Source organism: Teredinibacter sp. KSP-S5-2, assembly GCF_032773895.1.
In the GTDB taxonomy this organism is placed as follows: Bacteria; Pseudomonadota; Gammaproteobacteria; order Pseudomonadales; family Cellvibrionaceae.
The window spans coordinates 2207353-2227491 of record NZ_CP120416.1 but is presented as its reverse complement, the minus strand read 5'-3'; the positions used below and the strand labels follow the sequence as shown (position 1 = coordinate 2227491).

16 protein-coding genes are annotated in these 20139 nt (G+C 42.9%); 11 read left to right on the top strand and 5 right to left on the bottom strand.

Annotated elements, in window-relative coordinates; all coding sequences use genetic code 11:
* Positions 1-6 precede the first annotated feature (6 nt).
* From P5V12_RS09920 to P5V12_RS09875, 10 genes are all read left to right on the top strand, one after another.
* Entirely contained in the window at positions 7-1392 is a 1386-nt protein-coding gene (locus P5V12_RS09920; RefSeq protein WP_316957195.1) for a hypothetical protein, read from the top strand.
* Positions 1392-3872 carry a hypothetical protein gene (locus P5V12_RS09915; protein WP_316957194.1) on the top strand — a complete coding sequence of 827 codons (2481 nt, stop codon included), beginning with the start codon at positions 1392-1394 and terminating at the stop codon, positions 3870-3872. Before P5V12_RS09920 ends, P5V12_RS09915 begins: the two co-directional genes overlap by 1 nt.
* Positions 3873-3898: 26 nt before the next feature.
* Positions 3899-5656 carry a hypothetical protein gene (locus tag P5V12_RS09910; RefSeq protein WP_316957193.1) on the top strand — a complete coding sequence of 586 codons (1758 nt, stop codon included), beginning with the start codon at positions 3899-3901 and terminating at the stop codon, positions 5654-5656.
* A gap of 46 nt (positions 5657-5702) precedes the next feature.
* Entirely contained in the window at positions 5703-8504 is a 2802-nt protein-coding gene (locus tag P5V12_RS09905; RefSeq protein WP_316957192.1) for a DUF4157 domain-containing protein, read from the top strand.
* Between the two features lie 116 nt (positions 8505-8620).
* Entirely contained in the window at positions 8621-8959 is a 339-nt protein-coding gene (locus tag P5V12_RS09900; protein WP_316957191.1) for a hypothetical protein, read from the top strand.
* Positions 8960-9666: 707 nt separating this feature from the next.
* Positions 9667-9909, top strand: a complete 243-nt coding sequence (locus tag P5V12_RS09895) for a hypothetical protein (RefSeq protein ID WP_316957190.1) — start codon at positions 9667-9669, stop codon at positions 9907-9909.
* A gap of 154 nt (positions 9910-10063) precedes the next feature.
* Positions 10064-10399 (top strand): hypothetical protein, encoded by a 336-nt coding sequence (locus P5V12_RS09890; protein ID WP_316957189.1) that lies wholly within the window; start codon positions 10064-10066, stop codon positions 10397-10399.
* A 106-nt stretch (positions 10400-10505) separates the two neighbouring features.
* Positions 10506-11243, top strand: coding sequence for a PEP-CTERM sorting domain-containing protein (locus P5V12_RS09885; RefSeq protein ID WP_316957188.1), 738 nt, complete (start codon positions 10506-10508; stop codon positions 11241-11243).
* 244 nt (positions 11244-11487) lie between these two features.
* Complete coding sequence (locus P5V12_RS09880) at positions 11488-12027, top strand: metal-dependent hydrolase (protein ID WP_316957187.1); 540 nt, start codon at positions 11488-11490, stop codon at positions 12025-12027.
* A gap of 75 nt (positions 12028-12102) precedes the next feature.
* Entirely contained in the window at positions 12103-12501 is a 399-nt protein-coding gene (locus P5V12_RS09875) for a hypothetical protein (RefSeq protein WP_316957186.1), read from the top strand.
* 490 nt (positions 12502-12991) lie between these two features.
* Here P5V12_RS09875 and P5V12_RS09870 read toward each other — a convergent pair whose 3' ends face one another.
* Genes P5V12_RS09870 through P5V12_RS09855 form a run of 4 tightly spaced genes read right to left on the bottom strand, consistent with a single transcriptional unit; the run spans position 12992 to position 17510 of the window.
* A complete protein-coding gene (locus P5V12_RS09870; protein WP_316957185.1) occupies positions 12992-13381 on the bottom strand; it encodes a hypothetical protein in 390 nt (129 codons plus the stop codon).
* 9 nt (positions 13382-13390) lie between these two features.
* Complete coding sequence (locus P5V12_RS09865; protein WP_316957184.1) at positions 13391-14563, bottom strand: DUF4157 domain-containing protein; 1173 nt, start codon at positions 14561-14563, stop codon at positions 13391-13393.
* A 52-nt stretch (positions 14564-14615) separates the two neighbouring features.
* Complete coding sequence (locus P5V12_RS09860; protein ID WP_316957183.1) at positions 14616-16802, bottom strand: ATP-binding protein; 2187 nt, start codon at positions 16800-16802, stop codon at positions 14616-14618.
* A 36-nt stretch (positions 16803-16838) separates the two neighbouring features.
* On the bottom strand, positions 16839-17510 hold the full coding sequence (locus P5V12_RS09855; RefSeq protein ID WP_316957182.1) for a response regulator transcription factor: 672 nt from the start codon (positions 17508-17510) through the stop codon (positions 16839-16841).
* Between the two features lie 707 nt (positions 17511-18217).
* Between P5V12_RS09855 and P5V12_RS09850 the strand changes: the two genes are divergently transcribed.
* The gene (locus P5V12_RS09850) at positions 18218-19021 is read left to right on the top strand and encodes a carbon-nitrogen hydrolase family protein (protein ID WP_316957181.1); all 804 of its coding nucleotides are present in this window, start codon (positions 18218-18220) and stop codon (positions 19019-19021) included.
* A gap of 20 nt (positions 19022-19041) precedes the next feature.
* Here P5V12_RS09850 and P5V12_RS09845 read toward each other — a convergent pair whose 3' ends face one another.
* Positions 19042-20139, bottom strand: coding sequence for an ATP-binding protein (locus tag P5V12_RS09845; protein ID WP_316957180.1), 1098 nt, complete (start codon positions 20137-20139; stop codon positions 19042-19044).

Genomic DNA, 20139 nt, shown 5'->3' with positions numbered 1-20139 from the left:
AATATTATGTCATCGGATACAGAAAAACCTTCCAGCACTACCGGTACTAAAACCTCATCCTCAAAAACGGAAACCGGGAGTGCGGCAGGTACAACAAAAACAGGTTCAACAGCAAAAGCCAATACAACCGGTGAACCGCTTACGGACACTACAAGCTCAGCCAGGTTAAATAAACGCTTTAATACGGATGCCTTTGCCAATTTGGTTAAAGGCATCAATATGGATTCCATGGAAGAAATTCTAACCCTGGTGGGGGCCTCGTCCAGTGTGGCGAAAAAAGGCGCGGTAAGTGGTGCCCGATTGTTTATGCCTCTTCTGGAAGGCTATGCACGAAGTTTGAATACCGAAGAAAAGCCGGATAATCGAATACCCCAGGGTGAAGCGCAAACCTTTTCCGGAGCAGAGAAAAAAGTACTCAATGCCTCAGCATCTAAATTATTTTATGAGGCACTGGCGCTCTCTAGCCATATGTACCCGGTTGGCAGTCAAACGTATAAAGCGGAGCGTAACCCGGAAACCGGAAAATTCCCTGAACCATCGCTTTCTAATTTGCTTTCCCTGAGTAAGGCGGCACGTTCTCTTTTGGGAACTGAAAAACAACAACTACAGGAAAGTTTGACAAGAAGTGATATCAAGTCCGTTGAGCAAAACAATACGGTGTCGATACCGCAGGGCACACCAAAACAGATCCGCCAGCAGCTAGTGCAGCAGAAGCAAATCAGCCAACCTGTATCCCTGGAATCGCAGAGAACCCTTAACCGGAATATCAACTATGCGAACTTAAATCATGCGAACTTCAATAGCCCTGAAGTAACACAACTTAATGTTCAAAATTATTCGCAGCGGTCCAACACAGCCTTGCAGAAACAACAATTGAGTAAAGGAGAGCAGCGGATGAGCAATTCAGAAGCTTTCGGTAATTTATACGTTATGGATCAAAAACGTCAAACCAGTCAAAGCAGGGATTGCGGATGTGGTAGTTCGAACCAAGCAAGTGTTAACATTCTTTCTGCTTCAGGTTGTGGATGCCAAAACAAATCCGCTGCGCGTTATGATGAATCTGGTGAATGTGCGCCGCTACTTGAAATCAGTTGTGAAACCAAATGGCGTGTTCGCAACTGCTTTAAAAGCTATTTTTGCGAGGTGTTGTACAGCACCGCGGATCAATATCGTTTTGAATTGCAGGCATCGGAAAACGGTGACATTGATCCGGAGACCAATGAGGTATACGACAGACCTGAAATTTTCAGTATTTTTATTGAAAACCTGGGCTCTAATCTGGTTACGTTGGTGGAATGCTTGCCGGACGCTATATGTCACAGTGAAAACCCCTGTTGTACCTACACCGACGACAGTGATAACTGTCATTTCGCCGTTGAAAGGAGATCGTAATGCTTACTAACAAAAAGAAATTTTGCCATCCCTGCGTGACGGATGCTTTCCCCGGTGGACTGAACAGAACGGAATTTTTTGATGGGATGTTTTTAACCGAAAAAGAATTACGTCGGGAGCAAACCTATTTACGCATGAAGCGCCAGTTAACCAATCGTGCACTGGGAGATGGTGTGGTATGGGGGTTAAGAACCACCTGGGACGACCGTAAGCGACGAATAGAATTATCCGAAGGGTATGCACTTGATTGTTGCGGTAATGATTTGATTGTGGAGTGCCCTCAGTCAGTGAGCGAAACCCAGTTGATCGATAAGCGCGACCCGGTCATTCAGCAGATCCTTTCGGGAAAAGAAAACGAGAACGATCCTTGCCCCAAAAAAAATCTGGGCGATAACGTTCGCAAAGCAGCGTTAATGCTGAAGTATGTGGAAATACCGGAAGACCCACTCCCGGTTCTTGAGGATGCCTGTGCAACAAGCAGTGCGCAATATGCTTATTCCAGTATACGGGAAACCACCAAGCTGTGTGTCGTGCCAATTCCAGATAAAAAAGAAGAGTCGCCTTTGGATGACTTTTGTGAAGCGCTTGCTAAGTTAAAGCAGGAGTGTGAGGAGTTGGGCGCGGACTGTGATTTGTTCTTTCCAGATAACCCAATAACAGAAGAGCAGCTCAATGCAAAGGTCACTATATCGAGCAGCGAAAATGGTATTGTCGATGCGATTGCGCTTCAACCTCATACAAAGGTAATGGCGGATAAAAAAGAAGAATTTTTACGATTGCATGGTGGCACCTTAGAACTGAAGTTTACACCGTTGCCCGGTTATATTTTTACTGGTGGTGAAGTGCTACTGGACACAGGAGAAAGTCATTGGTTATATCCTTTTGGTAACACAATTGAATTGAAAGCACCCTCGGATCAAGGAGAAAAACTGGTTATACGGTTTAACAAAATTCGATTGGAACCGCTGTTTGCCGATCAACAAAGCGTGGAAGTGTCTTTTGTTGTTGTTGCCCAGTTATCAGAAGATAAGCCAACCGTTGCCAGTTTTTTATTGGATACCCGTGAAATAAACCCCATTGCGGCCAAAGCCAAATCTTGCCGTTCACCGTTTGAATTTATTCAGAAGATTATTGATCAAGAACCCGGATGTGGTTTAAAGGCTACCGCCGTTTCATTATTACATGGTTGGATGCGCTCATCGCTCGGTCCTTTCGATTCTCTCGATGTGGATATCTCTGGTAACACCGCCGGAAATACTCACCGTCAAATTGTTGCCTGGGCACTTTGTCGGGTAGTGTGGCAAGCGTTGTTTAATGTGAATTGGGACAGTAAAGACACGTCAAAACTCAATGTGTTAATCCAGACGCTGTTTCAAAAATGGTGTCAGGGTTTTGTTTACCCTGGGCCACGTTGTTGTGAGCGAGAGCATGGCGTTTATCTTGGTTGTCTGACATTGAACGAAAAAGGAAAAATTCTGGCGATTAATCCCTGGCGACTCCGTCGGCATGTTGTAACGGGCCCATTATTACACCATTGGGGAAGTCAATTTGGCCTACCGAGAATAGACAGTGTTGCCGCCAATTTTGCTGATTGGATTTGTTGTGTGAAAAATCAATCGGAAATTACCGCACCTGACCTAACTCAGATAGGTGATGGTGAACCGGTTAAAAGTTTACCTTTGAACAAAGCTGGAGCTGAACTACTGTTGAGCAGTAACCTGGATGCACATATGCATCATTCGGGGTTAACCTATGATAAGGTCGAATACGTTAGTCATGAGGGTTTTCATAAAGCCGCATTGGAAGCCGTATTGTCTGATTCAAAATCGATAAGTAATGCTACTCACCGACTTGTGTTGGGTTTACCTGGACAAAATAGCTATTTGCTCATTCCTTCACGTCGTGCTTTGCAGATGATGCCCCCCGGTGCAGATGAAAAATACGGCAAGTTCAGCAGCGATATAATTTTACGTAAATCGATGGCGGTGAAACCGCTTGCACGTAAAACCACTGCGGATTTTCTCACTGTATTGGCTGATGATATTAAACTGGAGAGTTTACGGGAGAGCGGCAACGAAGCGCATTTTTCGCTTGCCGTAGATGCGCTAGGTGCTGCGGGCATTGCTTCGGTACGGGAGTATCTGGAAATTGGACCGGAAGAAGCGGCAGAAAAATCTCTGGTTTATCGCCCGGATGACATTAACGAAGAGGAATTTTATGTCGCGATTGAAGAAGTCTTTGAAGTATCGGAAAACGTGATAGAGAAAGCCTCCAAACCGTTACTGAGTGCCATTGAAAAATCCGAAACACCCTTTGTTCGCACCAAATTAAATGAGGAAAAACTGATTACCGAAGTGCGAAAATCTGCTGCTTCGTCATTGAAAAATAACCGCTTAACCAAAGCCAAAATCACCGATGTCGCGGCGACCACCATAGCAATGGGGCCTGCAAGTAAACGTCAGGGAACGTTAAACTTGTAACTTTTAACGTTATTGGATGTTGTAACGTGAATATACGGGTTAATCAGCTGGATTTGGATGTTGATCTGGCGAATGAATATGCATCGCTCAAGGATGAGTGCTTACTTAGTGCTCAGCGAGTTTTTATTCCACATATATTGGAGGCATTGTCCCAGCGACTACACCATAATTTTGGTGCAGATGCCCTGATAAAAATTAGGCAGGTGGATATTCAGTGGTCATTAGATAAGCTGGCACTAGAGGACAATTCGCTTATTCAGTATTGTGCCCAGCAATTATGTGCGCGTATTGAGCAGCAAGTATTAGATAAAAGTATAGAGCAGCGTTTACTTCCGGATATGCACGATGAGGTTATCGTCTTTAATAATTGCGCCCATTATCTTGCGGTGTTAATTTACTACCTGACACCAGTTCCAGAAACGCATACCACGCTTACTCCAGAACAAATTTGGTTTGATGAGCCACATATTCCTCTGAAAAATCTATGGTCCGAAGTCAGAGAAAGTACTGGCGATACGATTGTTTCCGTAATGAAATATCTGGATCGAATGGCGGTGTTAGAGCAATGTATCGAGTTGCTTGAGGTGGAAACCGCCACTCGCATCAGTCAAAAACTGAAAAACGAAACCGATGAACCTGTAGCAGTTAAAGCCAAAAAACGAATTAAGCAATATTTGTCCCGTAAGCAAACGAAGTCGAAAAGGTTTAATTCCGATCAATCATCAAGTTCGATTCGTTCAAAATCTGATTCGAAGATTAATTCTGCAGCAGAGCGCGAGAAAACTATCAATAAGGAAGAAATTAATCAAGCTTATCAACTGATAAGCAGAGGGAAACATCACAAACCGCCTATAAAAAATGACGATTTTGAGATTGTTAGTAAAACTCAAACTAAGACGAATGCAAATTCTGGTGAAAGCGAACTGACATTAAAAAGAGAATTAAACTCCAGAATTGAGCCTAATCTTGATGGAGGGATTAATAAGGCGGAAAACAATACCTCTGCTGAAAATGCCGATACACTAGAGAAATTACATAAACATCATCTTGTTGATTCAAAAACAAACTCAATAACTTCAGTTTCGAAAGAAAAACCTCCGGTCAAGATATCGTCATACGTTGATGAGACCGAACCACTGGATGATGATTTTGAAACAACCCAGGTTGCAGGTTTGGCTTATTTGATTAATATCTTACTGCGCATGGAATTGCCGGAAATATTGTGGTGTGCCGGGCTGGATGAACGTCTCTACTTGCATGATATTTTTCAGTCATTCACTACCTTATTTCAAGTGGACGACAGAATGCCTGAGGTTCTCAGCGGATATATTTCTGAAGGGGAAGACACCTCGGCGACACTTGAAGAGTGGGCTGATAGTGAAATAAAACAAAAGGTACGCTTGCGATTACAAAAACACCTGTTATCGGAAGCACAATTAATCGCTTTTAACAACATTCAATCACAATTTGAACCCTGGTTTTATCATGCCAAGCAATTAAGCGGAGAATCGCTCTATTGTCAAAATGTTGCCTGGAATTGTGCAACATTGATTGCTGTGTTTTTTATTTTACTTGAGGACGAGAATCACTCGAGAAACACATTAGAGTATTTTCTAATGCAATCTGGAGGGGTTTATTTTGATGAAGAGAAAATTGATATCTGTATGTCCTCACCGGTAACAGACATTCGTTTGAGACGGGCTGGTTTGGATATCAACCCTGGATATCTGCCCTGGTTGGAAAAACAACTTGAATTCAGCTACCCAGATTCGGAAGAGTTTTGATGCGTTCAATCAAGAACCGGTTTAAAACGCGAGGTTGTTATTACTGATGAAAACTTCAGTTCGCGAAAATGACCAGAAGGGCGAGCAGGAAAACTCCTCCCGAGTGGTCAATCCATCCGTCAGCTGCGGTACACAATCGTGTTCCTCCTATGCCGCGGGCAGTAATCAAAAACGTCTTGCCGTATTATTACAACGCAAACAGGCCAGACAACAGCAGGAATCTGGTTCACCGTTTATTCAACGCCTGGAACAGGATGCTGACCGTTTTGCCGATGCGGCACTGTCAGGACAACCTTTTTCCGTGGTGGGTATGCAGCCCCCTTGTCAGTGTGGTGGTACCTGTCCGAAATGCAAAGGTGCCAAGGGAGTTCTGACAAAAAAAAGTAATGGCAATAATTCTCCACCCAATATACCTAACTCACGTATATCTCCATTTAAAGGCAAACCAATTGGCGACGGAGCCAGGCAAAAACTCGAACAGATTAGTGGGCAATCTCTGTCGGATGTGCGCGTACATACCGACAGCCAGGCCAACCATGCGGCACAACAACAGGGTGCATTGGCTTACACTCAGGGAAATCAAATTGTATTTGGCCGGGGGCAATATCGCCCTGGCGAAAGGGAAGGCTTTCGTTTATTAGCCCACGAAGTGGGCCATGTTTTGCAACAACGTGCGTTAGGTCGTGGTTTATTACAAAAACAAGAAGGTGTTATCGAAAATGCCGACGCCTTGGGGCCTTGTCAAATACTGGTCGGTAACCTGACAAACCTGCAACTGTTGCAACAATTAAACCGTGCTCGTGTGTACCTCACCCAAACTAAACGGGGAGAAGATCAGTTTTACGATTATGCAAATTTATTTCGACGCTTGGCTGCTGAGCGTCGTCGTCGAATAAGTTCCGGTAACGCCTGGTTGCAAGAGACGGGCTTAATTGAAGTTCCAGCGGTGTTGTACACGCTGACCGCAGGAGAAGGTACTTCAGTTAATATTATTCGTGCCGATTCAAATGCAATTTCTTCGGCAAGGGGCGGAGGTTCTTCTTCCTCGCCGATCATTACCCGAGCACAACTGGGACGTTTTTTCTCTCGTCATCGCGTGTCTGTGATTGATGTTGATCGGGCCATTAATGAAATCACCAGTAGACAACCTGGTGCCAGTTCCGTGTTAAATTTAAATCCGAGAGAAAAATTTCGTCGGGTGTATGAATATATTCAGCCGCAAGCTAATCCGTTATTTGGCCCAATGCAAAATAACACCAATCCGTACAATAATTTATTCGCGCCTAATTCTCCATTTGGCAGTTACGGTCGAAATCCTTCGGCTTATCCATTTTTGTTTGGTCAGCAACAAAATCCTCTTAGTCCGTTTACGCCACCCTGGTTGGCCAACTGGCGTGATACCGGAAGAACTGAAAGATACACACCCAATGCGTCTGAATTGGTAAATAATCTGCGTAATCGGCCAGGCAGCTTTACTGCTGACGGTCGAGAACGTTTGTATTTTGATTCACCGGCTCAAACACCCGGCCAGCAAACAACACCTGCAAATCCACAACCTATTATCTACCTTGATCCGAATGCGGCTACCACGGGCCAACATGGTATGGGATTTAATCCGTATCCACTGTCTTCCCTTGGTCACACCGCTGCTCCCGGTGCACTAATTCCTAACAACGCTACTGGGATATTATGGCAGGGTTCCCATGTTACAGACTTGGTGACCTTAAATGGTCAGACTATGTATGGTGGCTATCGGGCCGGGTTCCCCCGACATGCAATTTCAACCGCAGAGAGAACACCTTTTATTCGGCGATTAATTCCCGGTCGTGGAGCGGCAACGGCATCGTTAAATAGAGGCACGCCCGGCACTTACGCCAATGATGCTTTCTTTCCATTAACAGGTAATGCCATCGTGATTTACCGAGCGAATGGTACACCTGCAAGTGCGCAAGAAGTGGCTGCATTAATGCGCGATGCCCATGCGCAAATGCGAGGACAATATCGCTTTAGTACACCACCGAGAAGTAACCCCGCATTTAATCGCGCGTTCCCCAATCAGCCTGCCGGATTTACTCCACCGGATGCTCGTAACTGCATTAACTTACCGGCGAATATCCACAACATGGCGATGGGTGCTGACCCGAAAAAACCACGACTCATTATTCCGCAGGCGGATGGTGGCTCGATTGATTTATCCCTACCGCAGAATGCCTCCGCACAAAATATGCGAACCTTTACAGAATTACCTGAAAGTTTTTTTGCAGAGCACGGATTGGTTAAAGTCAATATGACAGCGCGGGCTTGGGGCAATGTCGGCATGGGAGCCGGATTAGGTGGTGTTATTTCCCTGGCCAGTGATATTTACCAGGGCAATACTACAAATCAATCCCCAAGGTATTTTGTCAATGCGGGCATTAATACCGTAGCCGGTGGTGGCAGCGTTATTCTGGAAAATCAGGTTACTAACTCCATGATGTTACGCGGAGGCTCTCCCTGGGCTTCGCGTCTCGCTGGTGGGTCAGCTGCTGCGGTTGTCTTTGCTCCGGTTGTTACGGCTGCAACAATGTATTTTGATGATAATGAGTACACCACCATTGATTATGTCGCGCGTTCAACCCGTTCAGGCACATCCGCATTGGGCGCGGCTTTGGCTTCAGGCGGTAGCGTTGCCGTGCTTGGGTCATTTTTCCCAGGCGTAGGTAATGGTGTCGGTTTTGTTGTTGGGTTCGGCGGCGGTTTGATTGGCTACTTTGTTACAGATTGGGCAGTAGGTGATGAAGTTGAACAAGGGGTGCGAAACTTAATGGGCGAGCAGGGCTGTACCGGTGGTATAGGGCCGGGGCGTTAGATCGTTATGAGTTATTTTGATAGTCTCGAGTATTAACTTGTATATGGTAACCAGACTCCAAAAAGCATTAGAATAAGAAAAAATGTACTTTTGTAGGAAACAGAGAGGGAGATGTTATGAGATTAATTTTTAGTGTATCATTTTTACTTTTTTCGGCAGTACTGGAAGCAAATACCACATGTTCAGGGCCTATTAACGGGGTTTATTTTAACCCTATAGGTGGAAACGTAATGATAGATTATGGGTATGGGGTAAATATGCTCTGTAGCGTGGATCAAGAATACGTCAGAGTAAGTCCAGATGCCTGCAGAGCGTTGTATAGTGGTTTGTTAGCCGCCGAAGCGCAAGGTAAGACAATCGTAATTAAATACAACGAAACTTTTAATTGTTCTGTGTCTGAACTCGGCAACTTTGTTGCACCGTTAAAAGAAGCTTACTTAGTTACGTATAATTAGTGGTATTGTATTTAAACGTAATAATACCGGTGTCTGACTAAATTACGGGAAGGCACCTTAATCTTAACGTTGAGGAGTGGTGTCCATGAACTCCGCTCCATGAAATAAAGTAACCTATCAGACAAAGAGTAATTGTTCTCAATCGCATTACCAAACCTGAAATTCTAATCTGCTTCTGTTTTCTCCTTGATGCGTATTTTTTTAAGCGGTGCAATAACTGCATATGGGGGCAGAGAAAGGTAAAATAACCGCCAGATAAAAGCTTCTCTCTTATAACTAATTGATTTTAAATAGCAAATCTGTCCCGTTTAGCGGATAAGGCTTTACGTAATAGACAGAATACTCCGAAAATGTATAATAAAGTGCCAAAACGGACATACGAAATACAGCAGGGATAAGTCCTTTCACATCTGCCTCGTCGATTCTTGTACATTTTTCGTCTGTCCTGTTTTTGACTTAATACTAAATATCATGCAACTTGTTTGTTCTTGGGTTGTTGATTACTACCTATGGAGATGTAAATGAATAAAGTGCTAACACTATTTCTCAGGGCACTTTCTATTTTTGCGCATGCAGAACTTGAAGTAAGTTCTGTCTCTACTAACGGTATTAGATTATAAGGAGAAAAAAATTTGAGAGAGAGTCTATGTGTATTCTTTTTTGCGATGTTGTGCTCGTACTTTTCAAACGCAGGAGTTTTAACCGAGGTGGAAATTGTTGATCTTGAGGTTAGGTTTGTTTCGGGAGGGTATGTACTTGCTCGGTTAGATAAAGAGTTTAATACGTGTGCCGAAGGTCGATATCTTAAGTTAAAAATGGATGGATCTGCACTTAGTAATGCTGCATATAGTACGTTACTATCAGCAAAAGTATCGGGTAAAAAAGTTGATTTGCTTTCATCAAATACTTGCGAGCATTTTAATGTGTTGGAGCGGGTTAAGTTGAAATAAAATTTAATCAAAAGGCCTTATATTACTTACATTCGGCGCTAAGATAACAAGTGCAGGGAGAATGTTATTTGTCAGTCCGGTGCTTGTCTTTTCTAAAGGTTATTAACAAAATAATAAACAAAACTGTGACTAGTTTTAGTGGTTTAGGAGAATCATGAAATATTTATTATTGATTGGTTTTGTTCTTTCTCAGGCAGTCTCTGCTTATGACGGACTCAGTGGAGTAACAACTGTTGAATACATCTATTCTCCGGTAGATGGGAGCCTTCCTTATGTCCAGTTTGGTGATAATTCAATGTCTGGATGTCACGATAATAACGGTGGATATCTTCCAGTTACTAACGTTGAGGGTGGAGAAAGAACTTATTCACTACTGTTGGCAGCATACATGTCAAAATCGCCTGTAGCCGTTTACTACAAGTATGTTAACACAGATCCAAATTACAATGGTTGGGGTAAGTGTCATATTTTGGCAGTTGACTTGCGTTGAAATTAATGTAGTCCGTTTTGTGTTGATCTATGGTGGTAGTAAAAGCTATCAATTCAGAAATTGCCGCAACTAGCGGTGTTAAAACAAAAGAAAGGAGTTGTATCTCATGTTTCGTTATAAATATTTATTGCCTGTTTTTGGGCTTTTTTTAGCAATAAACTCTAATGCATCGGTAATTCACTTTGAAAGCGATTTTGACTCTGCCATAGATTCAGGGGCAAGAATAACTGATGGCAGCTATGAGCTTAGACAGGGGATTGGAGATGTGGCCATCGCTGGAGGAGAACTTGAATTCAATCTTGGTGGCGGTCGAGATTATGACCAAGTGAACTTGGATCTTGGTTATGGCTACGACAACTATCGCGTAGAGTTTGATTTAATTACCCGCAATTTAGCAAATTCTGGGCATTCCTTTAGTGTTTTGTTTGATACTCCAACGGTTCAAACATTAAACTTCAATAATTGTTGTAGTAATCGTATTGATACATATACACCTTTCGCATCAAATCAAATAGGTAGTCTTGGTTCGCTCATTGATGACTACGCTATGCATGTAAGTATTGATATCGACTTACTTTTGGAAGAGTGGGAAATTGATATTTCTGGTGTTGGAAATGCCAGAGGCGGGTTTTATTCAAGCGGTGGCGATGTTAACTCACTCCGTTTCAGCCTTGCAACGGCTATGGGAGGTATTAGTGGTGACCCATCTGTATATGCTTATATGGATAACTTGGTGGTTTCAAGTATAACTTCCGTTCCGGAACCGGCATCTTTGGGGCTATTTCTATCATCTTTCGTTCTTCTACTCATGGCAAGGAAAACTCAAAAAAGAAGACTCCTGTGAGAGTTTAATTTACCTTTAACGTAAAGGTTTTCCTGAAAAGGTTGCGAAAAAATGTCTTTGATTATATTTCCTTGGATGTTTTCGTAACCTTTCGCGATAGGGTATGTTTTCACCTATTTATAATGCTTTGAATGGTTATATAGTACCTTTTCTCCGGAAGATAGACTGCAAAGGCAACACTCGCAATATCAGAATTGTTTGGTAAAAAGGAGCAATAAGGATTAGTCCAGGTAGTCATTTACTGATGAGTTGGCTTTCATCGAACCTTGTTAAAGGCGATGTGCGAGAACGAACGATAATTACTATATGCGGTATTTCGCCCGATATAGATGGCATAGGTTTGTTTATCGACTTGCTCATGAGACCATTTGGGGTTGCTACAAATTACTGGGGTGAGTTTCATCATATATTGCATAATCTGAGTTTTTGCATGGTTGTTACTGTTTTCAGCTATGTGCTTGCAAAAACAAATAAAATCAAGGTGGCATGCTTTGCGTTTGCGGTTTTTCACTTGCACCTTTTGTGTGATTTAGTTGGTTCAAAAGGGCCTGACGGGTATCAGTGGCCGATTCCTTATTTAGAACCGTTTACAAGCGAAGTGATGATAACCTGGCAATACCAATGGGAGTTAAATGCTTGGCCAAATATTCTAATTGGACTAGCGCTTCTACTAAATATAATTATGTATGCAAAGTTTTACGGTGTATCTCCGTTTGAAATAGTCTCAGAGAAAGCAAATAGGGCTTTTGTACGAATCGTTAACAGGGTTGTATTTCGCCATTAGGTACGTAAGTTCGAGTGCCAACATGAAAACCGGCAGTGGCTGTTGGTGAGATCAATAAGTATATTGAGGTTGAGTATGTATAGATTAACGATGGAATACGCACACCATAATCATGGTGAGTCAGAAGATCTTGGCTTGTTTGGTGCCGAAGAAGCACTAGACTATTTCGATAAGTTCGATTGGAAGCTAGAAGTGGAGAGGGCAAACGAACTTCAACGAGTTTCCCCAACCTTATCAATCAAAGATGAGCAGAATAGCAGATTGATATGGCTATCAGCTTACGGTTCATCCAGTTCCCATGATTTCGTGTCTGAGTGCAGTTTTCCCGGCATGGTGTCGCATTTATTTGGTCTTGTTAAGAAAAACGGCATGGTGTTCTTGCATCATGATGGGTTTAATAGGAATGATGCAAGAAAGGCAATTCAGTGCTTTGTAGCGTGGTCTGAGGATGAGCTGCGTCGTTTGTACAGTTAACATTAATGTGGCTGAATAGTTGAGAATCCGAGCATTGAATCAAAAATTTTCGACGAAATAAGTGTTTTTAGATTTATAAGAATTAAGTGAATGGTTAAAGAAATAAAAACAGAAGAAGAGCTTCTAGTCAAATCTCGCGAGACAATGGATCATGTCTGGAGTATGAGAGCAATGGGGGATTCCTTTACATTGTTCGGGTTGTTAATCTTTATATTTGCAGCATACTTAGAAAAATGTCCCTGAATATCATTTTGATCAGTTGGGCTATAGCTTTGTTTGTGGTTGCTGAGTTGGTTTGTATCTGGGGCTTTTTCAATAAAAAGCGTTGGGCAGTGCCTTTTCTACATGTTTCCTCTGCGGTATCACTACTGCACATCCCTTATGGAATCGTACTATCAGTTATGCATTTTAGACACTGCTTTCGTGTGGTCAGAAGTTGGCCTTAAATAAATGAGTTCTAAATAAACAAGAACTTGCGACAATACTTTATTCACCACGGTCCATCCGTTCCCGATTTGTGTCCACTGTCAATCACAATAATAAAAGCTTCCATATTTTGTCTTTGCATAACCATTGAGCCGTTGTAGCCAAAGTCATTGGCGTAGCATTCTTGAGTATTGTCCAGTTTTGGCCACCAGTTTAGCTGGACGCCTTCCGGGAGTTGCCAGTTGGTTGGCAGGTGAGGGGAGTTTGCACTCAGATCGAAATGGTGGATAAATTCATTGAGGAATTGTTCGCTTGCGCGTAAGTAAATATAGGTCTGGCAATAAAGTAAATCCCGGCTGGGTTGCCATGAATAGTATTGAATCTGTTTCACATCTTTGTTTAATTCAATGTTTAACAGGGTTTCAATTTTTTTCTTGGTCGAGAAATTAAACATTTCACCTCTTTAGTTTAAATCTTCCGATGCCTGAGCACCGGCTTCGGCTCCTACATCGCCACCGCCCACATCGCCAACGGTGATATCGGTAATTGTTCTACCTGCTCGATCTGGAACGTGTTGCACTGTGGCCGCTGCCCAGGTTGCCCGTTGATCTGAATCGCTCTGAGATACGGGAGCGAGAACACTGGAAATTGCAAAGGGTTGGCCGGGTAAAAAAGCATTGGCTACTCGTACTTTTATCTCAGCTCCTAACGGGCGATTTGCGCCACCGGTATTGAAATCCCAATAATCTTCGAACCACATGGTACCACTGAAGGTCCAGCTTCCGCTGCTATTGACAGCTAACATACCATCATAGTGGATTGTGAAGTTACCTAGAGTACCATTTGTCAAAGCTCCACCCCATCCCGTGACAGAAATCGCCTGGGTACCACCGCCTTGAGCCTGTAAACTGGCGACGGCACTCATAAAACCCCGACTGCGTTTTAGATCAACTATCGGGTTACAGTCCTGCATTTCCTGTGGGCTTAATACTATCGGAGTACCTGTATCATCCATATAATTATTTAAAAATTTTCGGGGCAAATAGTGATCGAAAAAGGCCAGCCAAGCACGCCTTTCCAGCCAAGTTGCTTCCCGTAGTTGCACCAGGTTTTGGTTTTGCCAAACATGGCCTAATTCGTGTCGTAACAACGAGGCATCGTAGATGGACGCGTTACGGCTTAGATATATATCCCTGCCATGCGAAAAAGCCTGAGCTCCAAGTAGGGATGCAGCTTGCTGAGCCTGAGCATTCTGGTGGATGCGAATGCTTTCAATTTGCTTTCCAAAAATCGGGGAAAACTGTCTTTGCAGGTGTTTGGGTAAATGGGTTCCTGAAGTCGCAAGGGAAGTGACTATTCCTTTCGATTGTTGTCGGCCGGATGTGTGACTGAACTGATCCGCTTCACGCTCACGCGCGTCGTTTGCGGAGGTAAAACCAGCATTGAGTTTACTGATATTGGATAACACACTGTTACCGCGTGCAAGAGGAGTGTTCACCACACTGCTACGCATAAGCATTCGCTGTTGTGCACGGTTACTATATGATTGGGTGGAAAATCCTCGTAATGAATGCTTTTCTGCTTGCGTAAAACGGCGAGTATGACGGCCTGGTCTGGATTCTCTCATCTGATTCATGATCTGTATCCTTTATTGACAGTCACCTACAGCGAAAAATCAATGATCTGTCTTATGCGACGTACTGGTTGATATCTTGTTGCCACTCATAAAATAGTTCGGTATCTATAATACGACCGGATTTTTGCATTTCCCTCCAAACTCCGAGTACCACATGTCTAATTGACAAGGGGAGTTGGTCTTCTGCGGCAAACAGGGAGGCGGAGAACAGTGCATTACGTATATCACCACCGGAGACTTCAAATCTCTCGGCAATCATTGCCAGAGTTTGATCGGTTAAATTGTGGTTTTCACTGAATGCAGAACGATTGATTAACCCCTTCCAAATAGCGTAGCGTTGCTGGGAGTCTGGTACTTTGAATTCGGCATTAACTTGTATACGTCGCAGAAACGCTTCATCCAGGTTTTGTTCGAGGTTAGTCGCCAGGATGCATAAACCGGGATGAGCTTCCAAGCGTTGTAAAAGATAGCCAACTTCAAGGTTAGCGTAGCGGTCGTGAGAGTCTTTTACATCGCTGCGTTTACCGAATAAGGTATCGGCTTCGTCAAAAAATAGGATGATTTGGGCTTTGGCTGCTTCATCAAATAATTTGGCGAGATTTTTTTCTGTTTCACCGATGTATTTATTGACCACTTGAGAAAGGTCTATTCGGTATAAATCAAACCCAACTTGGTTGGCAATGACCTGCGCGGCAAGTGTTTTACCGGTTCCCGGTGGCCCACTAAATAAGCAGGTTAAACCTCGACCGCCATCCATACCGTTTAGTCCGGAATTGGCATCGGCCAATTGAGGGCTGTATTTAACCCAGGCGGAAATTAAATCCAGTTCTCGTTGGGTGGAATCGTGTAAAACCAAATCTTTGGTTTCATAGTTGCTTTCTAATTTTTCCGCATATTGATTAAATTGCGTTTCCCGAAGTTTTTGACATGCGGTATGAATAAATTGGGTGAGTTGTTTGGTTTCAACTTGTTCGCCGTTTTGCATGCCTTCGGCAAGTTTCAATGCGCTATCGATGCGATCAACGCCAAAACCGAAGCGCTGGGCAATTTCACTTAAATCAATAGTGTTGTTAGCAAAAGAACTGAGCTGAAAGCGGCTTTGCCATAATCCAAGCTGGCTGGAAAACGTGCGTTTAGGTAATGTAATATGAAAATTTTGTCGGTTAGGATGGTGAAGAAATTTTGCTTGTTTATCTCTGTCACATAAGATGAAGAGAGGGTGGTTTATTTGTTTGATGAATGCGTCTTGATATATTGGCGGTAATACATCTGCGTTTTCAAATATCACGGCTGCATTAAACCATGTGGCTTCGCGGCAAAAACGGCGGATATATTTACTAATTTGTTCGCGTTGGCTTTCCTGCTCCGAGGTGCTGTTTGCAACAACTAACCCATCAATTTTCTTTAGGTCCAGTGTAAGGCAATTTTTACCGAGACCTGCCGCAAAAAATTTGGCAACAGATTCTCTCCCACTTTCAGCATCACCACTAATAACATACAGTAGTTTTTCACTGCTGTATTTCTGACTATGTTGCTGAGTTGTTTTGATAGCCTCAATAGTGTTGTCGTCAAAACCGAGTTGCTCCAGAGCGAACTTTGTTGAGTTGGATAAGGTTTCGGGCGGTGCCTTACTGGTATCCAATAAATATGGCCAAAACTCGTTCGGGATTTTTATCGGTTGATTTGCCAGAGGTTCGCCCGGTTGCAATTCCAACAGTGCCTGTTGTGTAAGCGCGCTACTGTGACCGATGTGCGATAGTGCCTGGGCCTGTGCGTCGGTGTTTCTTGGTAGTAAAATATTTAGCGCTAAACCTAGTGTTGGTCGGGTTTGACTTACCTGATCATTCAGAAACGCAAAGAGCCGGCAGTATCGGCTATCGACCTCAACGGCAAGGGCCAACAGTAATATATCTCGCTCTACCGTGGTTAGATGAAACAATTCTGCTGCTCGATTGAGTCCGGGTAATCTGGTGTTGGGCGGAGGTTCAATTGTTGGAATATCACAAATTTTCTGGTGTTCATTAAACAACTCAACCAGTAACCCTTCAGCTTCACCTTCCTCAATAACGGCCCCCGAAACCGGATCGCCAAGCGAGGTTCGGCCACGCATTCTTAAATTAAGTAAATGGCTGGAGAGCATTCTATCCAGGCGCTGTAGTTCAGCTTTTAATGGTGATAGTCCCGTTTCCTGTGAATGCGAGGCGGAGTGGGGTTGTTTGTCCTGAGTAGAATGTACCACTGCGAACTCCCTTATTTGCCAAAAGATGATACGAGCCTAGCCGGCGAGGCTGTATTGTGCTCGTCGATAAATCGCCACGGCTTGTATCCGTGATGTTGCGCTCAAACGTCGTAATATTTGTTGGACGTGGTTTTTCACTGTGTTGGTTTCTATATTCAACTGCCGGGCAATTTCCTTATTGGTCTTACCCCGTTCTATGAGTTCCAGGACGCGAATTTGTCTGGAGGTAAGTGAACAGCGCATATCACCATCATGATATTCATGAGTGTCAGTTAATTCATTTCCTGACTCGCCGGATAATATCCGTGCCAAACCTATAGGGCACAAATACTCCTGATGGACAACATTGGACAGGACTTTATATAACTCCTCCAGTGGTTCGTCCTCAGATAAGAAATCCGATACCAGCGCTTCAACCATAAACTTTGAAATATCATGATGGTCGTTGGGAGAAGCGAGCACAACAAAACGCAATTGTTTGTTTAGATTTCTCAGTGATTTCAAGGTCGGGAGTATGTCGTCCATACGGGAATCAACTAGAACTGCGTTAATTTCCTGACGAGAACAAAAAAGCTTTAATTCATTGGAGTGATAAAAGGTACCAGCGACATTCAAATCCTCAAAGGTGTTTAAATATAACCTAATGCCTTCGAGATAAATTCGACTTGTTCCAGCCAAGACCACGGAAGCCGGGTGGTGAATACCCATATGCTAGTTCCTTGTGTCGAGGATACCAATGATTAAAAAAGAGGTATAGCTGAATAAAACCAGTAAGTTTCTTTAGTCTATACCCCTACTTGAATGCGGGCAATGTGATTTCCAAAAAAAAGCTTGGGTTGTATAACCCATCAACTTTGACTGACACGGAAATCAACAGGTCTTACGCATTCGTCATCGGTATCAATTTTTTATCCTGTGAGTTCGTGCTGGTCGAGTATTTTAAATGGAATGATTTGTTGGTGTTCTTGTTTTGGAAAAAAAATATATTGTTATTTTGTTTAAACAAGAAACAATTAACCGATCAACTTAAAAACCAAAAAAATATTGGTTTCATATAGTGTATTTGTATTAGAGAATTTTTTCTTTATTTTATTCAGTTATGTTGCCGTGGTAGTTAATGAATACAAAAAATAATTTTGAGATGACAGTTCGGGAATATCGATATACGATTTTATTCTCTAAAAATATTTTGTTAGTAAAACAAGGTTGATTATTCGGTCTGAGTTCGGGTTTAACCAACAGGTTGCCATCACCTTTTGAGCTTAGCTTACTCTTAAGACACGATAAGAATAGAACAAGTTTTAATCACTAAGATTTTTAGCTTAAAGTATTCTTTGTTGTATCTATAAAGTGAGTGGATATGACACAATAACGTGATCAATTTGACTTCTGATTATTAGGGTTCACTAATTTTAATGAAAGCTTCTCTTATTCAATATTGCGCTACGTCTTCTGTGGCAATCAATCTCTCCAAGCTGGATACGTTGTTAGAGCAAGCACAACAACAAGCCAACGATATAATTGTGTTGCCGGAAAACTTTGCGGTATTAAGTGGAAAGAACTTTGTTTCTGCTGTGAAAGATAATGAAACAATACCAGCGATTATGGCGTGGTTATCCAGCCGGGCAAAAAAACATAATGTATGGATTCTGGCCGGTAGCATGCCAGCGGAGTCAGGTTTAAGTAATAAGGTTTACACTCGCTGCTTGTTAGTTGATCCCAATGGCGAAATCTATGGTCACTACGACAAAATGCACCTCTTTGATGCAGATGTTGCTGACAATGTCGGACAGTATCGCGAATCTGATTATATTGTTCCGGGGACTCAACTTGGGCTGTTTGACCTGCCGTGGGGGAAGGCCGGGGTGGCAATCTGTTACGACTTGCGATTCCCCGAGTACTTTCGTTCGCTGGTACAAGCGGGTGTTAAATACGTATTTGTGCCCGCAGCCTTTACCTACACCACCGGTGAGGCGCATTGGTTACCATTATTACGTGCGAGAGCAATCGAAAATCAAATCTATATACTGGCTTGTAATCAAACCGGAACTCATGATACAGACCGGCAAACCTGGGGGCACAGTTCTATCATCGACCCTTGGGGGCGGGTTGTTGCCGGGCTTGAGGCTGAAGAAGGCGTTGTAAGCTGGGAACTGGATATTGAGTATTTGGAATCTGTTCGTAAACAAATGCCCGTATTAAAACATAGGCGATTATAGTCAGCGATCAGCTCTTACGATTACGGGTTAGCATCTGCTGTCAGTTTTCGGATGGGAAGGGTAATGAAAAAAGTCGTTCCCAAACCCGGCTGACTTTCGATTCGTATTTGTCCATTGTGTTTATCGACAACACGTTTAACGATACTTAAGCCCAAGCCGGAGCCTGAATAACTGCCTCGGGTATGTAACCTTTCAAAAGGCTGGAAGACAACATCAAAATATCGTTCTTGAATACCAATCCCGTTATCCTGTACCTGAATGGTGATTTCCTCATCATTGCTTGTCGATGAGATGGTGATAACGGGCGGGTTCTGGTTATACTTTATGCCATTGTTGATGAGATTTTGAAACAGCATAAATATATATGGTCGTATGCCATACAGCTTTGGCAGTTTTTTTAGCAGTAGTTTCGGTTCCTTGGTTTTGTCTTGCAATGCAAACTCCCAGGCATCGAGAACTAAGTCGTTCAAGTCGATATCCTCATAGGTGTTGTTATTCATATCGACTTGCAAATACTGGTATAAACCATCAACCAACTCAGTCATCGTCGAGGCTTGTCTATCGATCATATTAAAATGTTCGGTTGTTTCCTCGTCAAAATCGATCGACTGACTAAGTTTAAAATTCAGTGAATCACACAGTTGTCGTATTTTTCGAATTGGTCCTTTGAAATCATGGGATAAACTGCGGCAGAACATTTGTTGGTCTTGTGTTTTTCGCTGAAGAGAAACCTCTTGTTTTTTTCTTTCAATGGAATACATGCAAATTCGGTGTAGCAGTGTTGGGCTCAACTCTTCCTTGGGTAGGTAATCCTGTATGCCGGCCTGAACTAATGTTTGACCAATATCGTCATCCTTGAGTGATGTTAAGACAACAATCGGAATCGAAGAAGCGGTGTTTTTTAACGTTTCTATGGTGTCCTCTAACGAGGAATCGGGAAACTGTAAATCGGCCAAAACGATATCGTAATGTTTCTCCGCCAGGGCACTCATGCCTGTTTTTAATAAATTGTGAACATCCAGCGTTAATTTTTTCCCAAACAGCGTATCGCAACAGTCGGATATTAATTCAGCATGATCCAGATTGTCTTCAATCAACAAGATTTTTATGCTATCCAT